The organism is Ornithinicoccus hortensis (genome assembly GCF_006716185.1).
Classification (GTDB): Bacteria; Actinomycetota; Actinomycetes; order Actinomycetales; family Dermatophilaceae; genus Ornithinicoccus; species Ornithinicoccus hortensis.
In genome coordinates this window covers 3,398,091-3,415,779 of record NZ_VFOP01000001.1, presented here as the reverse complement: position 1 = coordinate 3,415,779, position 17,689 = coordinate 3,398,091, and the positions used below count along the sequence as shown (strand labels likewise).

The 17,689-nt window shown below is 73.2% G+C and carries 13 protein-coding genes; 7 read left to right on the top strand and 6 right to left on the bottom strand.

The genetic code is table 11. The features are described 5' to 3' along the window. The first annotated feature begins 32 nt into the window (after window positions 1–32). Window positions 33–560, top strand: a complete 528-nt coding sequence (locus tag FB467_RS15950) for an RDD family protein (protein WP_141785976.1) — start codon at window positions 33–35, stop codon at window positions 558–560. 45 nt (window positions 561–605) lie between these two features. On the opposite strand, the gene FB467_RS15945 is transcribed toward FB467_RS15950, so the two are convergent. After that, the gene (locus tag FB467_RS15945; RefSeq protein ID WP_228393397.1) at window positions 606–1,373 is read right to left on the bottom strand and encodes a CPBP family glutamic-type intramembrane protease; all 768 of its coding nucleotides are present in this window, start codon (window positions 1,371–1,373) and stop codon (window positions 606–608) included. Window positions 1,374–1,657: 284 nt separating this feature from the next. Here FB467_RS15945 and FB467_RS15940 point away from each other — a divergent pair, with 284 nt between their 5' ends. After that, entirely contained in the window at window positions 1,658–7,240 is a 5,583-nt protein-coding gene (locus FB467_RS15940) for an ATP-binding protein (RefSeq protein WP_141785974.1), read from the top strand. Between the two features lie 11 nt (window positions 7,241–7,251). Here FB467_RS15940 and FB467_RS15935 read toward each other — a convergent pair whose 3' ends face one another. Continuing rightward, a complete protein-coding gene (locus FB467_RS15935; protein WP_141785973.1) occupies window positions 7,252–8,493 on the bottom strand; it encodes a helix-turn-helix domain-containing protein in 1,242 nt (413 codons plus the stop codon). 145 nt (window positions 8,494–8,638) lie between these two features. Between FB467_RS15935 and FB467_RS15930 the strand changes: the two genes are divergently transcribed. Then, window positions 8,639–10,450 (top strand): flavin-containing monooxygenase, encoded by a 1,812-nt coding sequence (locus tag FB467_RS15930; protein ID WP_141786725.1) that lies wholly within the window; start codon window positions 8,639–8,641, stop codon window positions 10,448–10,450. A gap of 47 nt (window positions 10,451–10,497) precedes the next feature. On the opposite strand, the gene FB467_RS15925 is transcribed toward FB467_RS15930, so the two are convergent. After that, window positions 10,498–10,971 (bottom strand): P-loop nucleotide/nucleoside kinase family protein, encoded by a 474-nt coding sequence (locus tag FB467_RS15925; protein ID WP_211350628.1) that lies wholly within the window; start codon window positions 10,969–10,971, stop codon window positions 10,498–10,500. Between the two features lie 39 nt (window positions 10,972–11,010). On the opposite strand from FB467_RS15925, the gene hrpB reads away from it, so the two are divergent. After that, entirely contained in the window at window positions 11,011–13,545 is a 2,535-nt protein-coding gene (gene hrpB / locus FB467_RS15920) for an ATP-dependent helicase HrpB (RefSeq protein ID WP_211350627.1), read from the top strand. A gap of 245 nt (window positions 13,546–13,790) precedes the next feature. Here hrpB and msrA read toward each other — a convergent pair whose 3' ends face one another. Beyond that, window positions 13,791–14,480 (bottom strand): peptide-methionine (S)-S-oxide reductase MsrA, encoded by a 690-nt coding sequence (gene msrA, locus FB467_RS15915; protein WP_141785972.1) that lies wholly within the window; start codon window positions 14,478–14,480, stop codon window positions 13,791–13,793. Window positions 14,481–14,571: 91 nt separating this feature from the next. On the opposite strand from msrA, the gene FB467_RS15910 reads away from it, so the two are divergent. Then, on the top strand, window positions 14,572–14,919 hold the full coding sequence (locus FB467_RS15910) for a hypothetical protein (RefSeq protein WP_141785971.1): 348 nt from the start codon (window positions 14,572–14,574) through the stop codon (window positions 14,917–14,919). 97 nt (window positions 14,920–15,016) lie between these two features. Here the strand turns inward: FB467_RS15910 and greA are convergent, their stop codons facing one another. Continuing rightward, a complete protein-coding gene (gene greA, locus FB467_RS15905) occupies window positions 15,017–15,523 on the bottom strand; it encodes a transcription elongation factor GreA (RefSeq protein ID WP_425325841.1) in 507 nt (168 codons plus the stop codon). Between the two features lie 245 nt (window positions 15,524–15,768). Then, complete coding sequence (locus FB467_RS15900; protein ID WP_141785970.1) at window positions 15,769–16,149, bottom strand: DUF4307 domain-containing protein; 381 nt, start codon at window positions 16,147–16,149, stop codon at window positions 15,769–15,771. Window positions 16,150–16,273: 124 nt separating this feature from the next. On the opposite strand from FB467_RS15900, the gene mca reads away from it, so the two are divergent. Together mca and FB467_RS18820 are read left to right on the top strand one after the other, a co-directional pair. Next, on the top strand, window positions 16,274–17,356 hold the full coding sequence (gene mca, locus FB467_RS15895) for a mycothiol conjugate amidase Mca (protein WP_141785969.1): 1,083 nt from the start codon (window positions 16,274–16,276) through the stop codon (window positions 17,354–17,356). Next, on the top strand, window positions 17,353–17,667 hold the full coding sequence (locus FB467_RS18820; RefSeq protein ID WP_194288379.1) for a hypothetical protein: 315 nt from the start codon (window positions 17,353–17,355) through the stop codon (window positions 17,665–17,667). Before mca ends, FB467_RS18820 begins: the two co-directional genes overlap by 4 nt. The last annotated feature ends 22 nt before the right edge of the window (window positions 17,668–17,689 follow it).

Sequence of the window (17,689 nt, the reverse complement as noted above, 5' to 3'; positions counted from 1 at the left end):
TTCACCGTGGATCTGCCGCTAGCGTGTCGGGCATGCATCGGCTCGCAGTCCCCCGGGGGAAGGCCTACGCGCTCGACTGCCTGGGCTACCTCGGGATCGCCGCAGCGACCCTGCCGGTCGGGATCGTGCTGCAGCAGACGGGGGTGGGGCAGCACCAGTGGGCGGTATGGGGGCTGAGCGCCGTCCCGCCGCTGCTCGCCGCCGGGGTGGCGGCCCGCGCGGAGTCCGGCCCGGCCCGCGCCACCTGGGGCAAGCGGCGCCTGCGGCTGGTGGTCGACGGCTCCGCCGGCGGGACGCGGGACGGAGCGACGACGGAGGAAGCCCCGAGCCCGAGCCGGGCGCTGCTCCGCAACCTGGTCAAGATCACCATCCCGTGGCAGGTCGGGCACACCGTGGCCATCGGCGCGGCCTACGGCGGATTCGAGGACGGCGACCCGGTGACGATCGTCGCCGGGGGCCTGAGCTACCTGATCATCGGGGTGCTCGTCGGCGGGGTCGTCCTCGGCCAGGGCCGGGCCGTGCACGACCGGCTGGCCGGCACCCGGGTTGAACCCGCCTGACGTCCGTCGGTCCTCCAGACGTCCGCGGCGGGGCCGGCCGAACCGCTAGCGGGCCGACCCGGTGAGGAAGACGTCGAACAGGTGCGGGTTGTGGGCGTGCACCAGGACCGCGAAGACGACCAGGTCGAAGAGCAGGTGCACGCACACGACATACGTCAATGACTTGGTCAGCGCGAAGGTGAGCCCCTGCACCAGCGCGAACGGGACGGTCAGGAACGGGCCCCAGCTGCGGTAGCCCAGCTCCCAGAGGAAGGAGACGAAGATCGCGGCCTGCAGCAGGTTTGCCTGCCACAACGGGAAGTGTCGGCGGTAGAGGGCGAACACGGTGCAGACGAAGAACAGCTCGTCCCAGATCCCGACCGCGTTGACCCCCACGAAGAGGCGCCCGATCTGCTGGGCGCCGGCCACCGGCGGCCAGTTGGCGTAGGCGCCGGAGGTGAGGAAGTACCACGGCAGGACCAGGTAGCCCAGCAGCACGACACCGACCAGGTAGCCCCAGGCCACCCGGGACCACGGCTCGCCGGTGCGCAGCGGGAACCGGATGACCCGGTCGCCGAACACCCAGCGGGAGACCGCGAACGGCACCAGCACGGCCAGCGACAGGGCCACCGTGAACCGGGCCATCCCGGCGTTGCTGAGGTCGGCCTCCAGCGAGATGGTGCTGATGATCCCCTGCCCGAGCGCGATGAGGAACAGGCTGCGTCCCAGCGGCCGGTCCAGCAGGAGGCCGAGGACCACGCCCGCCACGAGGAGCAGGTAGCCGGGCGGTCGCACGTGGACACCGAAGAGCAGGACCGCGGCGGCCGCCACCATGCCCGCCGGGACCAGCCCCCAGGCCGGCGCGGGGTCCACCGGACGGGTGAGCAGCAGGGAGCGGACCGTGCCGGCGGGCGTGCTCACCGGTGCCGACCGGGTGCGTGGTTCATGGGATCAGCCTGCCAGGTGGGCCCGCGGCCGCCCTGTGCGCCGACCCGCGCGCGGCCCTGGTTCCCCGCCACTCCGGGGCGGGCACTAGCCAGTAACCGCCCCGGCATGGCACCGTCGTGCTGCACCCTCTTGCCCCGCCGGACCGCACTGCCCGAACCACCTGGAGATGCATGTTCTCTCGAGTAGCCGTCGTCAACCGCGGTGAGGCCGCCACCCGCCTCATCCACGCGGTGCGTGACCACAATGCGGCCGGCGGCCCGCCCCTGCAGACGATCGCCCTCTACACCGACGCCGAGCGCAGCGCGATGTTCGTCCGCGAGGCCGACATCGCCCACCCGATCGGCCCCGCCTCGGCGCGTCCCTACCTGGACCTGGCGGTCCTGGAGCAGGCGCTGGTCGAGACCCGGGCGGACGCGGTGTGGGTCGGCTGGGGGTTCGTCGCCGAGGACCCGGCGTTCGTCGACCTGTGCGACCGGCTCGGCATCACCTTCATCGGGCCCAGCGCCGAGGCGATGCGCAGGCTGGGCGACAAGATCGGGTCCAAGCTGATCGCCGAGGAGGTCGGCGTGCCGGTGGCCCCGTGGAGCCGCGGCGGCCTGGACAGCCTGGACGAGGCGCTCGCGGCGGCCGACCGGATCGGCTACCCGCTGATGCTCAAGGCCAGTGCCGGCGGCGGCGGGCGCGGCATCCGGAAGGTGGCCGACGCCGACGAGCTCCGCGACGTCTACCAGCGGACCCGGGACGAGGCCGAGCGTGCCTTCGGCAGCGGCGTGGTCTTCCTGGAGAGCCTGGTCACCGGTGCCCGGCACGTCGAGGTGCAGGTCATCGCCGACGGGCAGGGGACCGCCTGGGCGATCGGGGTCCGGGACTGCTCGGTGCAGCGCCGCAACCAGAAGGTCATCGAGGAGTCGGCCTCCCCGCTGCTGACCGCCGAGCAGGCCGAGGAGTTGAAGGCCTCGGCGGAACGGTTGGCGCTGGCGGTCGACTACCGCGGGGCCGGGACGGTCGAGTTCCTGTACCACCCCGGCACCCGCCAGTTCGCCTTCCTGGAGGTCAATACCCGGCTGCAGGTCGAGCACCCGATCACCGAGCTGACGACCGACGTCGACCTGGTCCGCGCCCAGCTGCACGTCGCAGCCGGTGGCCGGCTGGAGGGGGACCGTCCGGTGGAGAAGGGGCACGCCGTCGAGGCCCGGCTCAACGCCGAGGACCCGGACCGCGACTTCGCCCCGGCCCCGGGCCGGATCACCCTGCTGGAGCTCCCGCACGGACCGGGCGTCCGGGTGGACACCGGGGTCGGTGAGGGCGATGCCATCCCGGCCGACTTCGACTCGATGATCGCCAAGATCATCGCCTACGGCCGGGACCGGCAGGAGGCCCTCGCCCGGCTGCGCCGTGCCGTCGCCGAGACGACCGTGGTCATCGAGGGCGGGGCCACCAACAAGAGCTTCATCCTCGAGCTGCTCGAGCAACCCGCCGTGACCGGTGACTTCGAAGGGGCGGAGCCTGGAGCGCCGAGTGCGGGGGGTGCCCCGGGGGCAGAGTCCCCCGGGTGGGCTGACACGGGGTGGATCGACCGGGTGCGCGCCGAGGGCGGCCTGGTCAACCACCGCCACTCCGGGGTGGCGCTGGTGGCCGCGGGCATCGACGCGTATGTCGAGGAGCAGCAGCTCGAGGTCGCCCGGCTGTTGGAGACGGCCCGGGGCGGACGGCCGCAGGTCCAGCACGACACCGGCCGCCCGGTCGACCTGAAGCTCCGGGGACTGACCTGGCAGGTCACCGCGCTGCAGACGGGGCCGCGCCGGTTCCGGGTCACCGTGGCGGGCAACGGCCAGGAGGCGACGGTCGACGCCGAGGTCGAGCAGATCGACGAGTTCCACGGCCGGCTCACGGTGAACGGCCGGCGGCACCGGATCGTCAGCGCCGTCCACGGCCCGACCCACCTGGTCGAGGTCGACGGCGTCACCCACCGGGTCAGCCGGGACGAGGGGGGCGTGCTGCGCTCGCCGTCGCCGGCCCTCGTCGTGGCGACGCCGGTCGCGGTCGGCGACGAGGTCGCGGCCGGGGCGCAGATCCTGGTGCTCGAGGCGATGAAGATGGAGACGGTGCTGCACGCGCCGTTCGCCGCACGGGTGCGGGAGGTGATGGTCCGCACCGGTGGCCAGGTGGAGACCGGAGCCCCGCTGATCCGGCTCGAGCCGACCGGTGAGGAGGAGGCGGACGCCGAGCAGGGGACCGGCCAGGAGGGGCCCGACCTCGACCTGCCCGCCACCCCCGAGGAGGAGTCCCCGCAGAGCCGGGTGGAGGCGATCCGGACCGCCCTCGTGGCCCGGGTGCTGGGCTACGACGTCCCGCTGGGCGCCCAACGGGACGCGCTGACGGCATACCTCGCGGCCCGCGCCGAGCTGGGGGCGACGGACAGCCGCGCGGCCCTGCTCGACGGGGAGGCCGACATCCTGGCCACCTTCGCCGACCTCGCCGAGCTCACCCGCAACCGGCCCGGTGAGGACGAGCAGCACACCGAGCTGCGCGTGCACAGCTCCCGAGAGCACTTCCACACCTACCTGCAGAGCCTGGACGTCGAGCGGGGCGGCCTGCCCGACTCGTTCCGCAACCGGTTGCTGGCGGTGCTGGAGCACTACGGGGTGGCCGAGCTGGAGCGCACCGAGGCCCTGGAGGACGCTGTCTTCCGGATCTTCCTGGCCCAGCAGCGCTCGACCCGCGACCTGCAGGTGGTGACCACCCTGCTGCAGTCCTGGATCGGGGAGGCACCGCCCCCGCAGGAGCAGGCGCTGGAGGTCCGTGGCGTGCTGGAGCGGCTGGTCCGCGCGACCCAGCTGCGGTACCCGGTGATCGGTGACCTGGCCCGCAGCGTCCGGTTCAGGTGGTTCGACCAACCGAGCGTGGACGAGGACCGGACCAGCGCGTTGGCCGGCGTCGGCGACGAGGTGGCGGCCCTGGCCGAGCGCGACGACCTGCCGGACCGGGCCGAGCGGATCGAGCGGCTCGCGGCGATCCCGGAACGGATCGCCGGGGTGCTCGCGGCGCGGCTCGAGGGCGGGGTCCCCTCGCGCGAACCGATGCTGGAGGTGCTGGTCCGCCGGCACTACCGGGAGTTCGACCTGCACGACGTGCGCAACCTCGAGGCGGCCGACCGGGAGCTGGTCACCGCCGACTACGTGCTGGACGAGCGGCCCACCCGCCTGGTCACCACCATCGGGACCGTGGCCGAGCTGTCCGGGCCGGGGTCGGCCCTGGTCGCCGCGCTCTCCGAGCAGGTGGCCGCGGTCGCGGACGACGTGGGCGTGGTGGTCGACCTCTACCTGCACTGGCCGGACATGCCGCAGGACGTCCAGGAGGCCAGCGACGCGCTCGCCCGGACGCTGGACTCCCTGGACTTCCCGCACCGGTGCCGCCGGGTCGCGATCGCCTGCTGCCCCGGGCCGGACCGCCCGATCGAATACATCACGCTGCGTCCGGACGAGGAGGGCGGGATCCACGAGGACACCCTGGTCCGGGGGGTCCACCCGATGGTGGGCCGCCGGCTGGACCTGTGGCGGCTGCGCGAGTTCGACATCACCCGGGTGGAGGCCCCGGACGACGTGCTGCTGTACGAGTGCGTGGCCCGCAGCAACCCCAGCGACCGCAGGCTCGTGGCGCTGGCCCAGGTGCGGCAGCTGGCGGTCGTGCGCGACGAGGACGGCCGGGTCGTCGGCATGCCGCACGGGGAGCGTGCGGTCGAGAGCTGCCTCGAGGCGATCCGGCGGGCCCGCACGGCCCGCGGCGCCCAGGGCGCCAAGTGGGACACCAACCACGTCTGGGTCACCGTCTGGCCGGTGCTCGAGGTGGACCTGGCCGACCTGACCGCCCTGCAGCACAAGATCACACCGCTCACCGAGCGGGCCGGGATCGAGGAGGTCGTCGCGCAGGGCCGCCTGGCCCGGCCAGAGGGACCGGTCCGGTTCGCCGTCCGGTTCCACGCCGGTCCGGCCGGGGTGATCGCCTCGGTCGACGCGCCCCCGACGGAGCCGCTGAAGCCGGTCGACGACTACGCCGGCAAGGTGCTGCGCGCCCGCCGGCGCGGCCTGGTCTACCCCTACGAGCTGACCGACGTGATCACGCGGCGGACCGGGACGCTGGTCGAGCACGACCTCGACGAGACCGGGCGGCTGGTCCCGGTCGACCGCGCGCCCGGGCTGAACCGCACCGGCGTCATCGCGGCCGTCGTGACCACGCCGACCGACCTGCACCCCGAGGGGATCACCCGGGTCGTGCTGTGCGGTGACCCGACCCGGTCGCTCGGCGCGGTGTCGGAGCCGGAGTGCGCCCGGGTGATCGCCGCGCTGGACCTGGCCGAGCAGCTCGGGGTCCCCGTGGAGTGGTACGCCCTGTCGGCCGGCGCCCGCATCTCGATGGACTCCGGCACCGAGAACATGGACTGGGTCGCGGAGGCGCTGAAACGGATCGTGGAGTTCACCCAGGCCGGCGGGGAGATCAACATCGTGGTGGCCGGGATCAACGTCGGTGCCCAGCCCTACTGGAACGCCGAGGCGACCATGCTGATGCACACCAAGGGCATCCTGGTGATGACGCCGGACAGCGCGATGGTGCTCACCGGCAAGCAGTCGCTGGACTTCTCCGGCGGGGTGTCGGCCGAGGACAACTTCGGCATCGGCGGCTACGACCGGGTGATGGGCCCCAACGGCCAGGCGCAGTACTGGGCGCGGGACCTCGCCGGCGCGGTCGACACGCTGATGTCGCACTACGAGCACACCTACGTCGCACCCGGGGAGCCAGGCCCGCGCCGCGCCCCGACGGACGACCCCGCGGAACGCGACGTCACGGCATACCCGCACGACCACCCGGCCTCCCCGGACTTCCAGACGGTCGGGGACATCTTCTCGGCCACCAAGAACCCGGACCGCAAGAAGGCCTTCGACATCCGCACCGTGATGGCCGCGCTCGCCGACCAGGACCACCCGACGCTGGAACGGTGGGCCGGGATGGCGGACGCGGACACCGCGGTCGTGCAGGACGCGCACGTCGGTGGGTATGCCGTGTGCCTGCTCGGCATCGAGTCGCGCCCCGTCCCGCGGCGCGGGTTCCCGCCCACGGACGGTCCGGACACCTACACGGCGGGGACCCTGTTCCCGCGGTCCTCGAAGAAGGCGGCCCGGGCGATCAACGCCGCGAGCGGCAACCGCCCGCTGGTGGTGCTGGCCAACCTGTCCGGCTTCGACGGGTCACCGGACTCGATGCGGCACCTGCAGCTGGAGTACGGCGCCGAGATCGGCCGGGCCATCGTCAACTTCGACGGCCCGATCGTCTTCTGCGTGATCTCCCGCTACCACGGCGGGGCGTTCGTGGTCTTCTCCAAGCGGCTGAACCCGCGGATGACGGTGCTGGCGATCGAGGGGTCGTATGCCTCGGTCCTGGGCGGCGCCCCGGCGGCGGCCGTGGTTTTCGCCGGTGAGGTGGACAAGCGGGCCGCGGCCAGCCCGCAGGTGCTCGAGCTCGAGGAACGGATCGCGGCCGCGCCCGTCGGGGAGCGGGCCGCGCTCCAGGTGGAGCTGGCCGACCTGCGGGCGTCGCTGCGGGCCGAGAAGATCAGTGAGGTCGCCGCGGAGTTCGACGGCATCCACAACATCCACCGGGCGGTCGAGGTGGGGTCGGTCGACGAGGTGATCGCGGCCTCCGACCTGCGGCCCGCGGTGATCCGGTCGATCGAGCAGCACCTGGCGACCGGCGACTGAGCGACCCGGGACTACGTCCCCGGCGCGCTGGACAGCCAGCCGCGGGTGCGCTGCACCACCGGGGCGCTGGACCCGGGGAGCAGCGCGGCGGGGTCGACCGGCCACCGGGTGTGCACCTCCACCGACGGGGCCAGCCGGTAGGGCCGGGCGAGCACCAGGCCGCCGAGGGTCTTGCGCAGCCGGGACATCTCGGCGCGCACGGTCACCAGCCGGTCCGGGTCCGCGAAGACCGCGTCGGCCAGCTCGGCGGCGGTCAGGCCGGTGTACCCCGCGCGGACCAGGGCGACTAGCAGCTCCGCGTGCCGGGGGGTGAGCCGGCGCACCCAACGGCCCGACTCGGCATACACCTCGATCACGGGACCCCCGGTGAGGTCCAGGACCACCCGCGAGGAGGAGACGTCCTGCCCCGAGGGACGCAGCAGCCAGCCACCGGGCAGCGGCTCGACGACCACCTCGCCCAGGCTGGGCAGGTGCGCCGGGCCGGGTTCCAGGTCGTCCGGCAGGGCGACCGAGCGGTCGTGGACCAGGCCGGAGGAGGCCGCGACGTGTCCGGTCGGGTCGACCACGGCGGCGGGACCGGCGACCCTGCTCAACAGGTGGGCGGAGCCGGCGCGTAGCTCGTCGAGGGCGCGGCGGTGGCGCTCCAGCAGCTCCATCTCGGCCAGCCGGGCGGCGAGGGCGACGGTCGACAGCAGCACCGGGTGCATGCTCGTGCGGGGACCGCTGACGTCGACCACCCCGACCAGGTGCCCCGTCCACGGGTCGCGCAGCGGGGCCGCGGCGCACCCCCACCGTGCGTGGGACTCCACGTAGTGCTCGCTGCCGGTGATCCGGAACGGCTCGCCGAGCACCAGCGCCGTCCCGATCGCGTTGGTCCCGACGTTGCCCTCGGTCCAGGCCGACCCGGCGACGAAGCCCAGGTCGTCCGCCATCCGGCGCACCGGGGCCCGCCCGCGGCGCCACAGCACCCTGCCCTCGGCGTCCGTGACGACCAGGAGCTGCCCGGCGTCGACGACGGCCTGGAGTGAGTCCTCCAGCAGCGGCAGCAACTCCCGCAGGCCCCCGGAGGTTCGGCGCCGGTGCACCTCGGCCTCGGGCAGCGGGGTGATGCCGGGGTCACCGTGCGGGTCGACACCGGCGGCGTGCACGCGGCGCCACGACGCCATGATGTCCGCGCGGACCCCGTCGCCCGCGGCCGCGCCGTTCAGGTGGTCCTCGCGGTGGCGGCGCCGGGCCAGCTCGGTCGACTCCATGGGCGCTCCCAGCGAACTCCGCGGCGGGGGCCTGACGCCCCGTGCGGGCGGGCTGCAACCTTCTGCAACCCTTCCGTCCGGTCCTCCCGCCAGTGTTACCTGGATCACGTTACCGCAACGCGAAGGAGCGACCGTGACCCAGACGATGGAACCCCAGACGACCGGACCGCAGCAGGTGGCCGACGACTGGTTCGCCGCATTCGAATCGGCGCTGACCGCCGGTGACGTGGATGCGGCGGCCGACCTTTTCGCCACGGAGAGCTACTGGCGGGACCTGATCGCCTTCTCCTGGAACATCACGACCGTCGAGCATCCGGACGGGGTGCGGGACCTGCTCGAGCACACCCTGGGCCACACCGGACCCCACGGCTTCGCGACCTCCGAGCCACCGGCGGAGGAGGGCGGGGTGACCACCGCCTGGTTCACCTTCGAGACCGAGGTCGGTCGGGGGCAGGGGCTGGCGCGGCTGATCGAGGAGGACGGTCGGACCAAGGCGTGGACCTTCCTGACCACGCTCTACGAGCTCAAGGGGCACGAGGAGCCGCGCCGCGACCGGCGGCCGATGGGCGCGGAGCACGGCGCCACCAAGGACCGGGTCACCTGGCTGGAGCGCCGCCGGGCCGAGGACGAGGGCTTCGGCACGACGACCCAGCCGTATGTCCTCGTCGTCGGGGGCGGACAGGGCGGCATCGCGCTGGGGGCCCGGCTGCGCCAGCTCGGCGTCCCCTCGCTGGTGGTCGACAAGCACGCTCGCCCGGGGGACCAGTGGCGGGGCCGCTACAAGTCGCTGTGCCTGCACGACCCGGTCTGGTACGACCACCTGCCCTACCTGAAGTTCCCGGACAACTGGCCGGTGTTCGCCCCCAAGGACAAGATCGGGGACTGGCTGGAGAGCTACACCAAGGTGATGGAGGTGCCCTACTGGTCCTCGACCACCGCGACCAGCGCGCAGTACTCGGCGGAGACGGGCGAGTGGACCGTCGAGGTCGAGCGGGACGGCACGCCGCTGACCCTGCGGCCCACCCACCTGGTCCTGGCCACCGGCATGTCCGGCAAGCCCAACGTGCCCGTGCTGCCCGGCCAGGACGTCTTCCGCGGCGAGCAGCACCACTCCTCGGCGCACCCGGGTCCGGACGCCTACTCGGGCAAGAAGTGCGTGGTGGTCGGCTCCAACAACTCGGCGTTCGACATCTGCGGGGCGCTCTGGGAGCACGGCGCCGACGTGACGATGGTGCAGCGCTCCTCCACGCACATCGTCAAGAGCGACACCCTGATGGAGGTCGGGCTGGGCGACCTCTACTCGGAGCGGGCGGTCGCGGCGGGCGTCACCACCGAGAAGGCCGACCTGATCTTCGCCTCGCTGCCCTACCGGATCATGCACACCTTCCAGATCCCGCTCTACGACAAGATGCGCGAGATCGACGCCGACTTCTACCGGCGGCTGGAGCAGGCCGGCTTCCAGCTCGACTTCGGTGACGACGACTCCGGGTTGTTCATGAAGTACCTGCGCCGCGGCTCGGGCTACTACATCGACGTCGGCGCCGCCGACCTGGTCGCCGACGGCCAGGTGAAGCTGGTCCAGGGCCAGGTCGACCACCTCACCGAGGGCTCGGTCGTCCTCGCCGACGGCACCGAGCTCGAGGCCGACCTGGTCGTCTACGCCACCGGGTACGGCTCGATGAACGGCTGGGCCGCCGACCTGATCAGCCAGGAGGTCGCCGACACGGTCGGCAAGGTGTGGGGCCTGGGCTCGGACACCACCAAGGACCCCGGGCCGTGGGAGGGCGAGCAGCGCAACATGTGGAAGCCCACCCAGCAGGAGGCGCTGTGGTTCCACGGCGGCAACCTGCACCAGTCACGGCACTACTCCCTCTACCTGGCGCTCCAGCTCAAGGCCCGCCACGAGGGCATCGACACCCCCGTCTACAACCTGGCGCCCGTCCACCACCTGAGCTGACCCGGACCGGGCGGGCCGTATGCCGACAGTCTCCCGCTGCATACGGCTCACCCGGAGGGCGGCGGAACGACCACGAGGGGCCCTTCCTCGGGGGTCGGCGGCTCGAAGTCGTCGAAGTAGCGGGCCGCGACCTCCTCGGGCAGGGCGAAGTCATCGCCGTGTCCGACGGCACGGGACCGCACCCGTTGCAGCGCGGTCTCCCGGTCCGTGGCGAGGTAGACCGTCTCCGGCTCGACGCCGAGCGGTCGCAGCAGCTCCCGGTAGTCCTGCCGCGACCGCCGCGACCAGAACGAGAAGTCCAGCACCACGTCGGTGCCCTGCCGGACCAGGGCGACCAGACGCTCACGCAACACCGACTCGATCTCGCGGTGCACCTCGTCGGGGAGCGGCATGGTGCGCAGGCCCCGGGCCCACGCCTCCTGGTCGAAGGACAGCCGCACCATCCCCTGCTGCTCGAAGGTGCGGGCGATCGTCGACTTCCCCGACCCGGCCGGGCCGCACATGAAAACGACGCGGCTCATCGGCACAGGGTACGGCGGGGCCCTGCTAGCGTCCGTGGGGTGACCGACCTCCACCGCATCGGGGAGGGCCTGCCGTTCGCGGCCGCGGTCCCCGACCTGCGGGCGGCGGTCCGGGACCGCGGCGTGGCCGTCGTCCAGGCGCCCCCGGGCACCGGCAAGACCACCCTCGCCCCACCCGCGCTGGCCGCGGACCTGACCGGCCGCGTCGTCGTCGTGCAGCCCCGCCGGATCGCGGCGCGGGCCGCGGCCCGCCGCCTCGCGGACCTGACCGGGACCTCCCCCGGGGAGTTCGCCGGGTTCACCGTGCGTGGGGAGCGGCAGGTGTCGAGCGCGACCCGGGTGGAGTTCGCCACCCCGGGCGTGCTGCTGCGGCGGCTCCTCGCCGACCCTGCCCTGCCCGGTGTGGCGGCCGTGGTCCTGGACGAGGTGCACGAGCGGGGCATCGAGACGGACCTGCTGGTCGGCATGCTGGCCGAGGTCCGGGTGCTGCGCGAGGACCTGGTGCTCGTGGCCATGTCGGCGACCCTCGACGCGGCGCGGTTCGCGACGCTGCTCGGTGCCGCCACGGCCGGACCCGCGCCCGTGGTGGACTGCCCCTCGGCGCTGCACCCCCTGGAGCTGCGCTGGGCGCCCGCACCGGTGCCGCGCACCGACGCCAGGGGAGTGGCCGACGCCTTCCTCGACCACGTCACCCAGACCGCGGCCGAGGCTCACCGGCAGGCCGCGGGAGCGCTGGGACTGGAGGGTCCTCCGGACGCCCTGGTCTTCCTGCCCGGGGTCCGCGAGGTGGAGCGGGTCGCGGCGGGGCTGCGGCGACTGGTGCCCGGCGCCGAGGTGCTGGAGCTGCATGGCCGGATCGGGGCCCGTGCCCAGGACCGGGTGACGGCCGGGTCCTCCCCGGGGGACGCGCCGCGCATCGTGGTCTCGACCGCCCTGGCCGAGTCCTCCCTCACGGTGCCGGGCGTGCGCCTGGTGGTCGACGCGGGTCTGGCCCGGGAGCCGCGCAGGGACGCGGCCCGCGACATGTCCGGCCTGGTCACCGTGGCGGCCTCCCGGGACGCCGCCGTCCAACGGGCCGGGCGGGCCGCGCGGCAGGGCACCGGTCTTGCGGTGCGGTGCTACGACGAGACGACCTTCGCGGCGATGCCGGCGCACGTCACCCCGCAGATCTCGGTCGCCGACCTGGTCGGGCCGGCCCTGCTGCTGGCGTGCTGGGGCACCCCGCGCGGCGAGGGGATGCCGCTGCCCGATCCGCCACCGGCCGGAGCCGTCCGGGACGCCGAGGCGGTGCTGCGGCGACTCGGGGCGGTCGACGAGGAAGGGCAGGCCACCGACCTGGGACGGCGACTGGCCGAGGTGCCTGCCGACCCCCGCCTGGCCCGCGCGCTGCTCGACGGCGCGGCGCTCGTGGGACCGCGGGTCGCGGCCGAGGTGGTCGCCGCGCTGGCCGACGACCACCGCCCCGACGGCGGTGACCTGGCCGGGTTGCTGGGGGCGCTGCGCCGGGGGAGCGCCCCCGGCGCGACCCGGTGGATGCGGGAGGTGCGGCGCCTGGAGGAGCTGGCCGAACGGCGGACCGGATCGGGCCGGGGCGGGCGGGCTGATGGCGTCGGGCTGGTCGTGGCGCTGGCCCACCCGGACCGGGTGGCACGGCGCACCGGCGAGGTCTACCTGCTCGCGTCCGGCACCCGGGCCGCGCTGCCTCCCGGCGGGTTGAGGGGCCAGGAGTGGATCGCGGTCGCCGAGGTGGCCCGGGCGGACGGCCGGGCCGCGGCCGGCACCGGCGCGGTCATCCGTTCGGCGGCCCCGCTGGCCCAGGAGACCGCCGAGATGGCGGCGGGCGGGCTGCTCGTCGAACGGACCACAGCGACCTTCCGCGACCACAGGGTCGTTGCGCGCCGGGTCCGCGCCCTGGACGCCATCGAGCTGTCCTCGGTGGCGGTGCGTCCGGGAGCAGACGAGGCGCGGCGGGCCGTGGAGTCCGCCCTGGCCGAGCAGGGACTCGGCATCTTCACCTGGTCCGAAGCCGCCGACGGACTGCGGCGCCGCCTGGCCCTGCTGCACCGGGAGGTCGGGGACCCCTGGCCCGACATGGGCGACGCCGCGCTCGCCGCCCGGTGGCCGGAGTGGCTCGGCCCCGAGGTGGACCGCCTGGCCGACGGTGGACGGGCGGACCGGATCGACCTGACCGCGCCGCTGCGCCGCCTGTTGCCGTGGCCGGAGGCGGCGCAGCTGGAAGAGCTGGCGCCCGAGCGCCTGGCGGTCCCCAGCGGTAGGGCGGTCCGGATCGACTACCCGGCGGTGGATGACCCCGATGGGCGCCCGGTGGTCGCAGTGAAGCTGCAGGAGTGCTTCGGGTGGGCGCAGAGCCCGGCGGTGGCCGGGGTGCCGGTGCAGTTCCACCTGCTGTCCCCGGCCGGACGCCCGCTCGCGGTCACCGACGACCTGGCCTCGTTCTGGTCCGGTGCCTACGCGCAGGTGCGCGCCGAGATGCGCGGTCGCTACCCCAAGCACCCATGGCCGGAGGACCCGTGGACCGCCTCGGCCACGGCCCGGACCCAGCGACGTTCCTGACGACATACCCGGTGTCGCCGATGCCACACCTCTCGACGGCCGGTCGGTAAATCCTGCGGTGCGCACGGACGCCGAGCGGACGCGTTGTTGCCGGCAGATCGCCGATTCGTGTGCACAACTGGTCCATTCGGTAGACGGGTGACTGCCCCGCAGGGTGGGGCAGTCACCCGTGGACGGAGGACATGTGGCGTCCCACCGCGACGGCACCGACTGGCGGCCACTCGTGCACAGCCCGTCCAGTCGACCTACTCCCGGCCGAGCACCGACTCCTGGCTGGGCAGCTCGTCCTGGCGGACGATCCCGACGGGGCAGGTCATCCCGTTCGGTCCGTGGTTGCAGTATCCGTTCGGGTTCTTGTGCAGGTACTGCTGGTGGTAGCCCTCGGCGAAGTAGAAGGTGCCGGCGTCGACGGCCGGGCGCAACTCGGTGCTGATCTGGCCGTAGCCGTTGTCGGTCAGCACCTGCTGGAAGGCGTCGTGTGTGGCCCGGGCCGCCTCCTCCTGGCCGGGGGTGGTCCAGTAGATCGCCGACCGGTACTGCGTGCCGCGGTCGTTGCCCTGCCGGTCCTGGGTGGTCGGGTCGTGGTTCTCCCAGAACGCCTTGAGCAGCTCCTCCGGGGAGACCTCGTTGGCGTCGTAAACGACCTGGACCGCTTCGGCGTGACCGGTCCGGCCGCTGCAGACCTCTTCGTAGGTGGGGTTCGGGGTGACCCCGCCCATGTAGCCCGCGGCGGTGCTCACCACGCCGGGGATGCGCCAGAAGATCCGCTCGGCGCCCCAGAAGCAGCCCATCGCGATGTACAACACCTCGGTGTGCTCGCCCCACGGCCCGTGGAGCGGGGAGTCCAGGACCTCGTTGGTGGTGGGGATCCCGGGCAGCGGCTCGTCCCGTCCGGGGAGCGGGGTGCCGGGGATCTCGGGAGGCTGGGTGCGCATGGCACCAGTGTCACACGGGCCGGAATCCGGCGGTATGCCGAGCCGCGGGTCGATCTGGCGGAGGGGCCCCACCTGTGGCACGGTGCATCCCATGTCTTCTGCGCTGACGACGGTGCCGCTGCGGGCCGCGACCCTCGACTGGACGACGCCGGAGCTGCTGACCCGCTTCGGGCTGCCGCTCGTGCTGCTCGTCGTCGGCGTCGCGCTCTACCTCTGGGGCCGTCGGGAACGGCGTGAGGCGCGGGCCCGGATCGGCACCAAGGGCGGGTTCGGCGGGCCGCCGGGGACGCTCGACATCGGCACCGAGCTCGGGTTCGGCGTCGAGGGTCGGGGGCCGGACCCGAATGCCGGGCGGGCCAAGATCCGGGCGGGGACCGTGGCCGCCGTGGTGGGCGCCGTCCTGCTCGTGGCGATGGCCGTCTGGAACCTGGTGAGCTGAGGCCTCCCAGACCTGACCGGCAACGCAGGAACTGACCGGCAACGCAGGAGGGCCGGACCGGGAACGCTCCCGGTCCGGCCCTCCTGCGTGCTGATGCTCAGCCGGAGTACGGCTTGGCGCTGATGATCTTGACCTCGATCTGCTTGCCGTTCGGCGCCTCGTAGGTGGTGGTCTCACCGGCGGACTTGCCGAGGATGCCCATACCCAGGGGGGAGCGCTCGCTGTAGACGACGAGGTCGTCGCCGTCGCCGAGGATCTCGCGGCTGCCCAGCAGGAAGGTCTCGGTCTCCCCGAACATCTCGACCTCGACGAGCATCCCGGGCTCGACGACGCCGTCGTCCGGCGGGGCCTCGCCCACGGTGGCGTGCTCCAGCAGGTGCTCGAGCTGGCGGATGCGGGCTTCCATCTTGCCCTGCTCCTCCTTGGCCGCGTGGTAGCCGCCGTTCTCCTTCAGGTCGCCCTCCTCGCGGGCGGACTCGATCCGCCGCGCGATGTCCTGGCGTCCTTCACCGGACAGGTGACGCAACTCCGCCGAGAGCCGCTCGAAGGCGTCCTTGGTCAGAAAATTGGTCGACGTCGCTGCTGCCTCGGTCACGTCGCTCACTCCCTCATGTTCCTACTGGTGGTGACACTTGTCCGGACGGCCGGTACGGCGGGGTGCCGGACCGGTCTGACGAAACAAGGAGGCCCGGGCGGTGTGCGTTCCACTGCGTGCGGAATCGCCCTGCCCGGACCGTCGTGAACCCTCAGTTTAACAAGTTCGGGTCGAAACTCCACCTTGCGAGATTACGATCCGGTCACGTCCGGAGGCGCCTGACGGTCGCCCGGATCGGGACCGGGGGAGCGGGTTCAGGGCTCGGCGTACCAGCAGGCGTCGACGTATCCGGTCGTGGCGGCCGAGGTCGTCCGGACCGTCTCGATGTGCCGGCTGGGTGAGGACTCGGACGGTCCGACGGTGACCTCGGTGGTGCCGACCCGGGCGTGGGTCTCGTCCAGGGCCTGCAACTCGCACACCACGGCGCGGCTCGGGTCGCGGGTCAGGTCGAACCGGACGTCGACCGAGGTATCGCCGTGCAACTGGAAGCCGTTGTTGTTCCAGTGCACCTTGCCCACCGACCCCGCGATCCCGAACCAGACCGCCAGGCCGGTCATCAGCAGCACCGCGACAGTCCCGACCACCCACCAGAACCGGGTGCTGCGGCCGGTGGCGGCGGGCGCCGGAATGGTCACGCTGTCAACTCCGTTCCACGACGGTGAGAGGATGTCGGGGGCCCGCGTGAGCGGGTGCCTCGCGGACCATTGTCCGCCATCGCGAGAACGACGAGGAGCGCAGGTGTCTGAGGGCCGACGGTTGATGGCAGTGCATGCCCATCCCGACGACGAGTCGAGCAAGGGGGCGGCGACCACCGCGAAGTATGTCGCGGAGGGCGTCGAGGTGATGGTGGTCTCGTGCACCGGCGGGGAACGCGGTGACGTGCTCAACCCCAAGCTGATCGACGACCCGGACATCACCCGGGACCTGGCCGAGGTCCGGCGCCGCGAGATGGCGCGGGCCGCCAAGATCCTGGGCATCCGGCACACCTGGTTGGGTTTCGTGGACTCCGGTCTCCCCGAGGGGGACCCGTTGCCGCCCCTGCCGGAAGGCTGCTTCGCCCTGGAACCGATCGAGGTCACCACCGAAGCCCTGGTGCGGGTCATCCGGGAGTTCCGTCCGCACGTGATCACCACCTACGACGAGAACGGCGGCTACCCGCACCCGGACCACATCATGACCCACGTCGTGACCATGTCCGCCTGGCGCGCGGCCGGCGACCCCACGGCATACCCCCACGCGGGCGAGCCGTGGCAGCCGCAGAAGGTGTACTACAGCGCGTGGTCCGCGGCCCGGATCCGAGCGTTGCACGAGGCGATGCTCGAGCTGGGGCAGGAATCGCCGTATGTCGAGTGGATGCAGAACCTCGACAAGCGGCCGGAGCGGACGATCACCACGCACGTCGAGTGCGCCGAGTACTACGGGGTGCGCGACGACGCGCTGCGCGCCCACGCCACGCAGGTCGACCCGGACGGCAACTGGTTCCGGGTGCCGCTGGAGGTGCAGCAGCGGGCCTACCCGGTCGAGGACTACGAACTGGCCAGGTCGCTGGTCGGCGTGGACCTGCCCGAGGACGACCTGTTCGCCGGGCTGCCCACCGACCTCACGGAGGCCGACCAGCTGTGCCGGCGCGAGCCGGAGCGGGACCCCGAGGGCGAACCCGTCGTCGTCTTCCGCGCGCCGCTGCCCCAGGAGCGCACGGAGGAGGAGTACTCCGCCCACGCCGCGGAGTACGACGCCCAGGAGGTCGGCGACGAGATGACCGAGGTCGAGGGGCACCACGACCGGGACCGTCGACAGCCGGGGCAGCGCGCCGGTGACGACGGCACGGCGGCCTCGGCGTGAACCCCACCGGTGTCGAGATCACCGCGGGACTGGGCGGCTTCCTGGTCCTGTTCGGGTTGGGTCTGGCGCTGTGGTTCCTCGGCCGTGACCTGAGCCGGCGGCTACGCCGGTCCCGGCAGCGGGAGGAGTTGCGGGCCGCCGACGCGGAGGCCGCAGCCGCCGACGCGCAGCGGGCAGGCGCCGAGGGTGGCGAGGTCGGCCCCGCCCAGGACGCGGCGGAGGGCGTTGCCGACGGCGCTGGTGACGGTGTCGAGGGTCAGTCCGATGCCGCCGGGTCCGACCCGGCGGGGGATGCCGACAGCAGGTCCTGAACCGGGATCACCCGCAGGGACC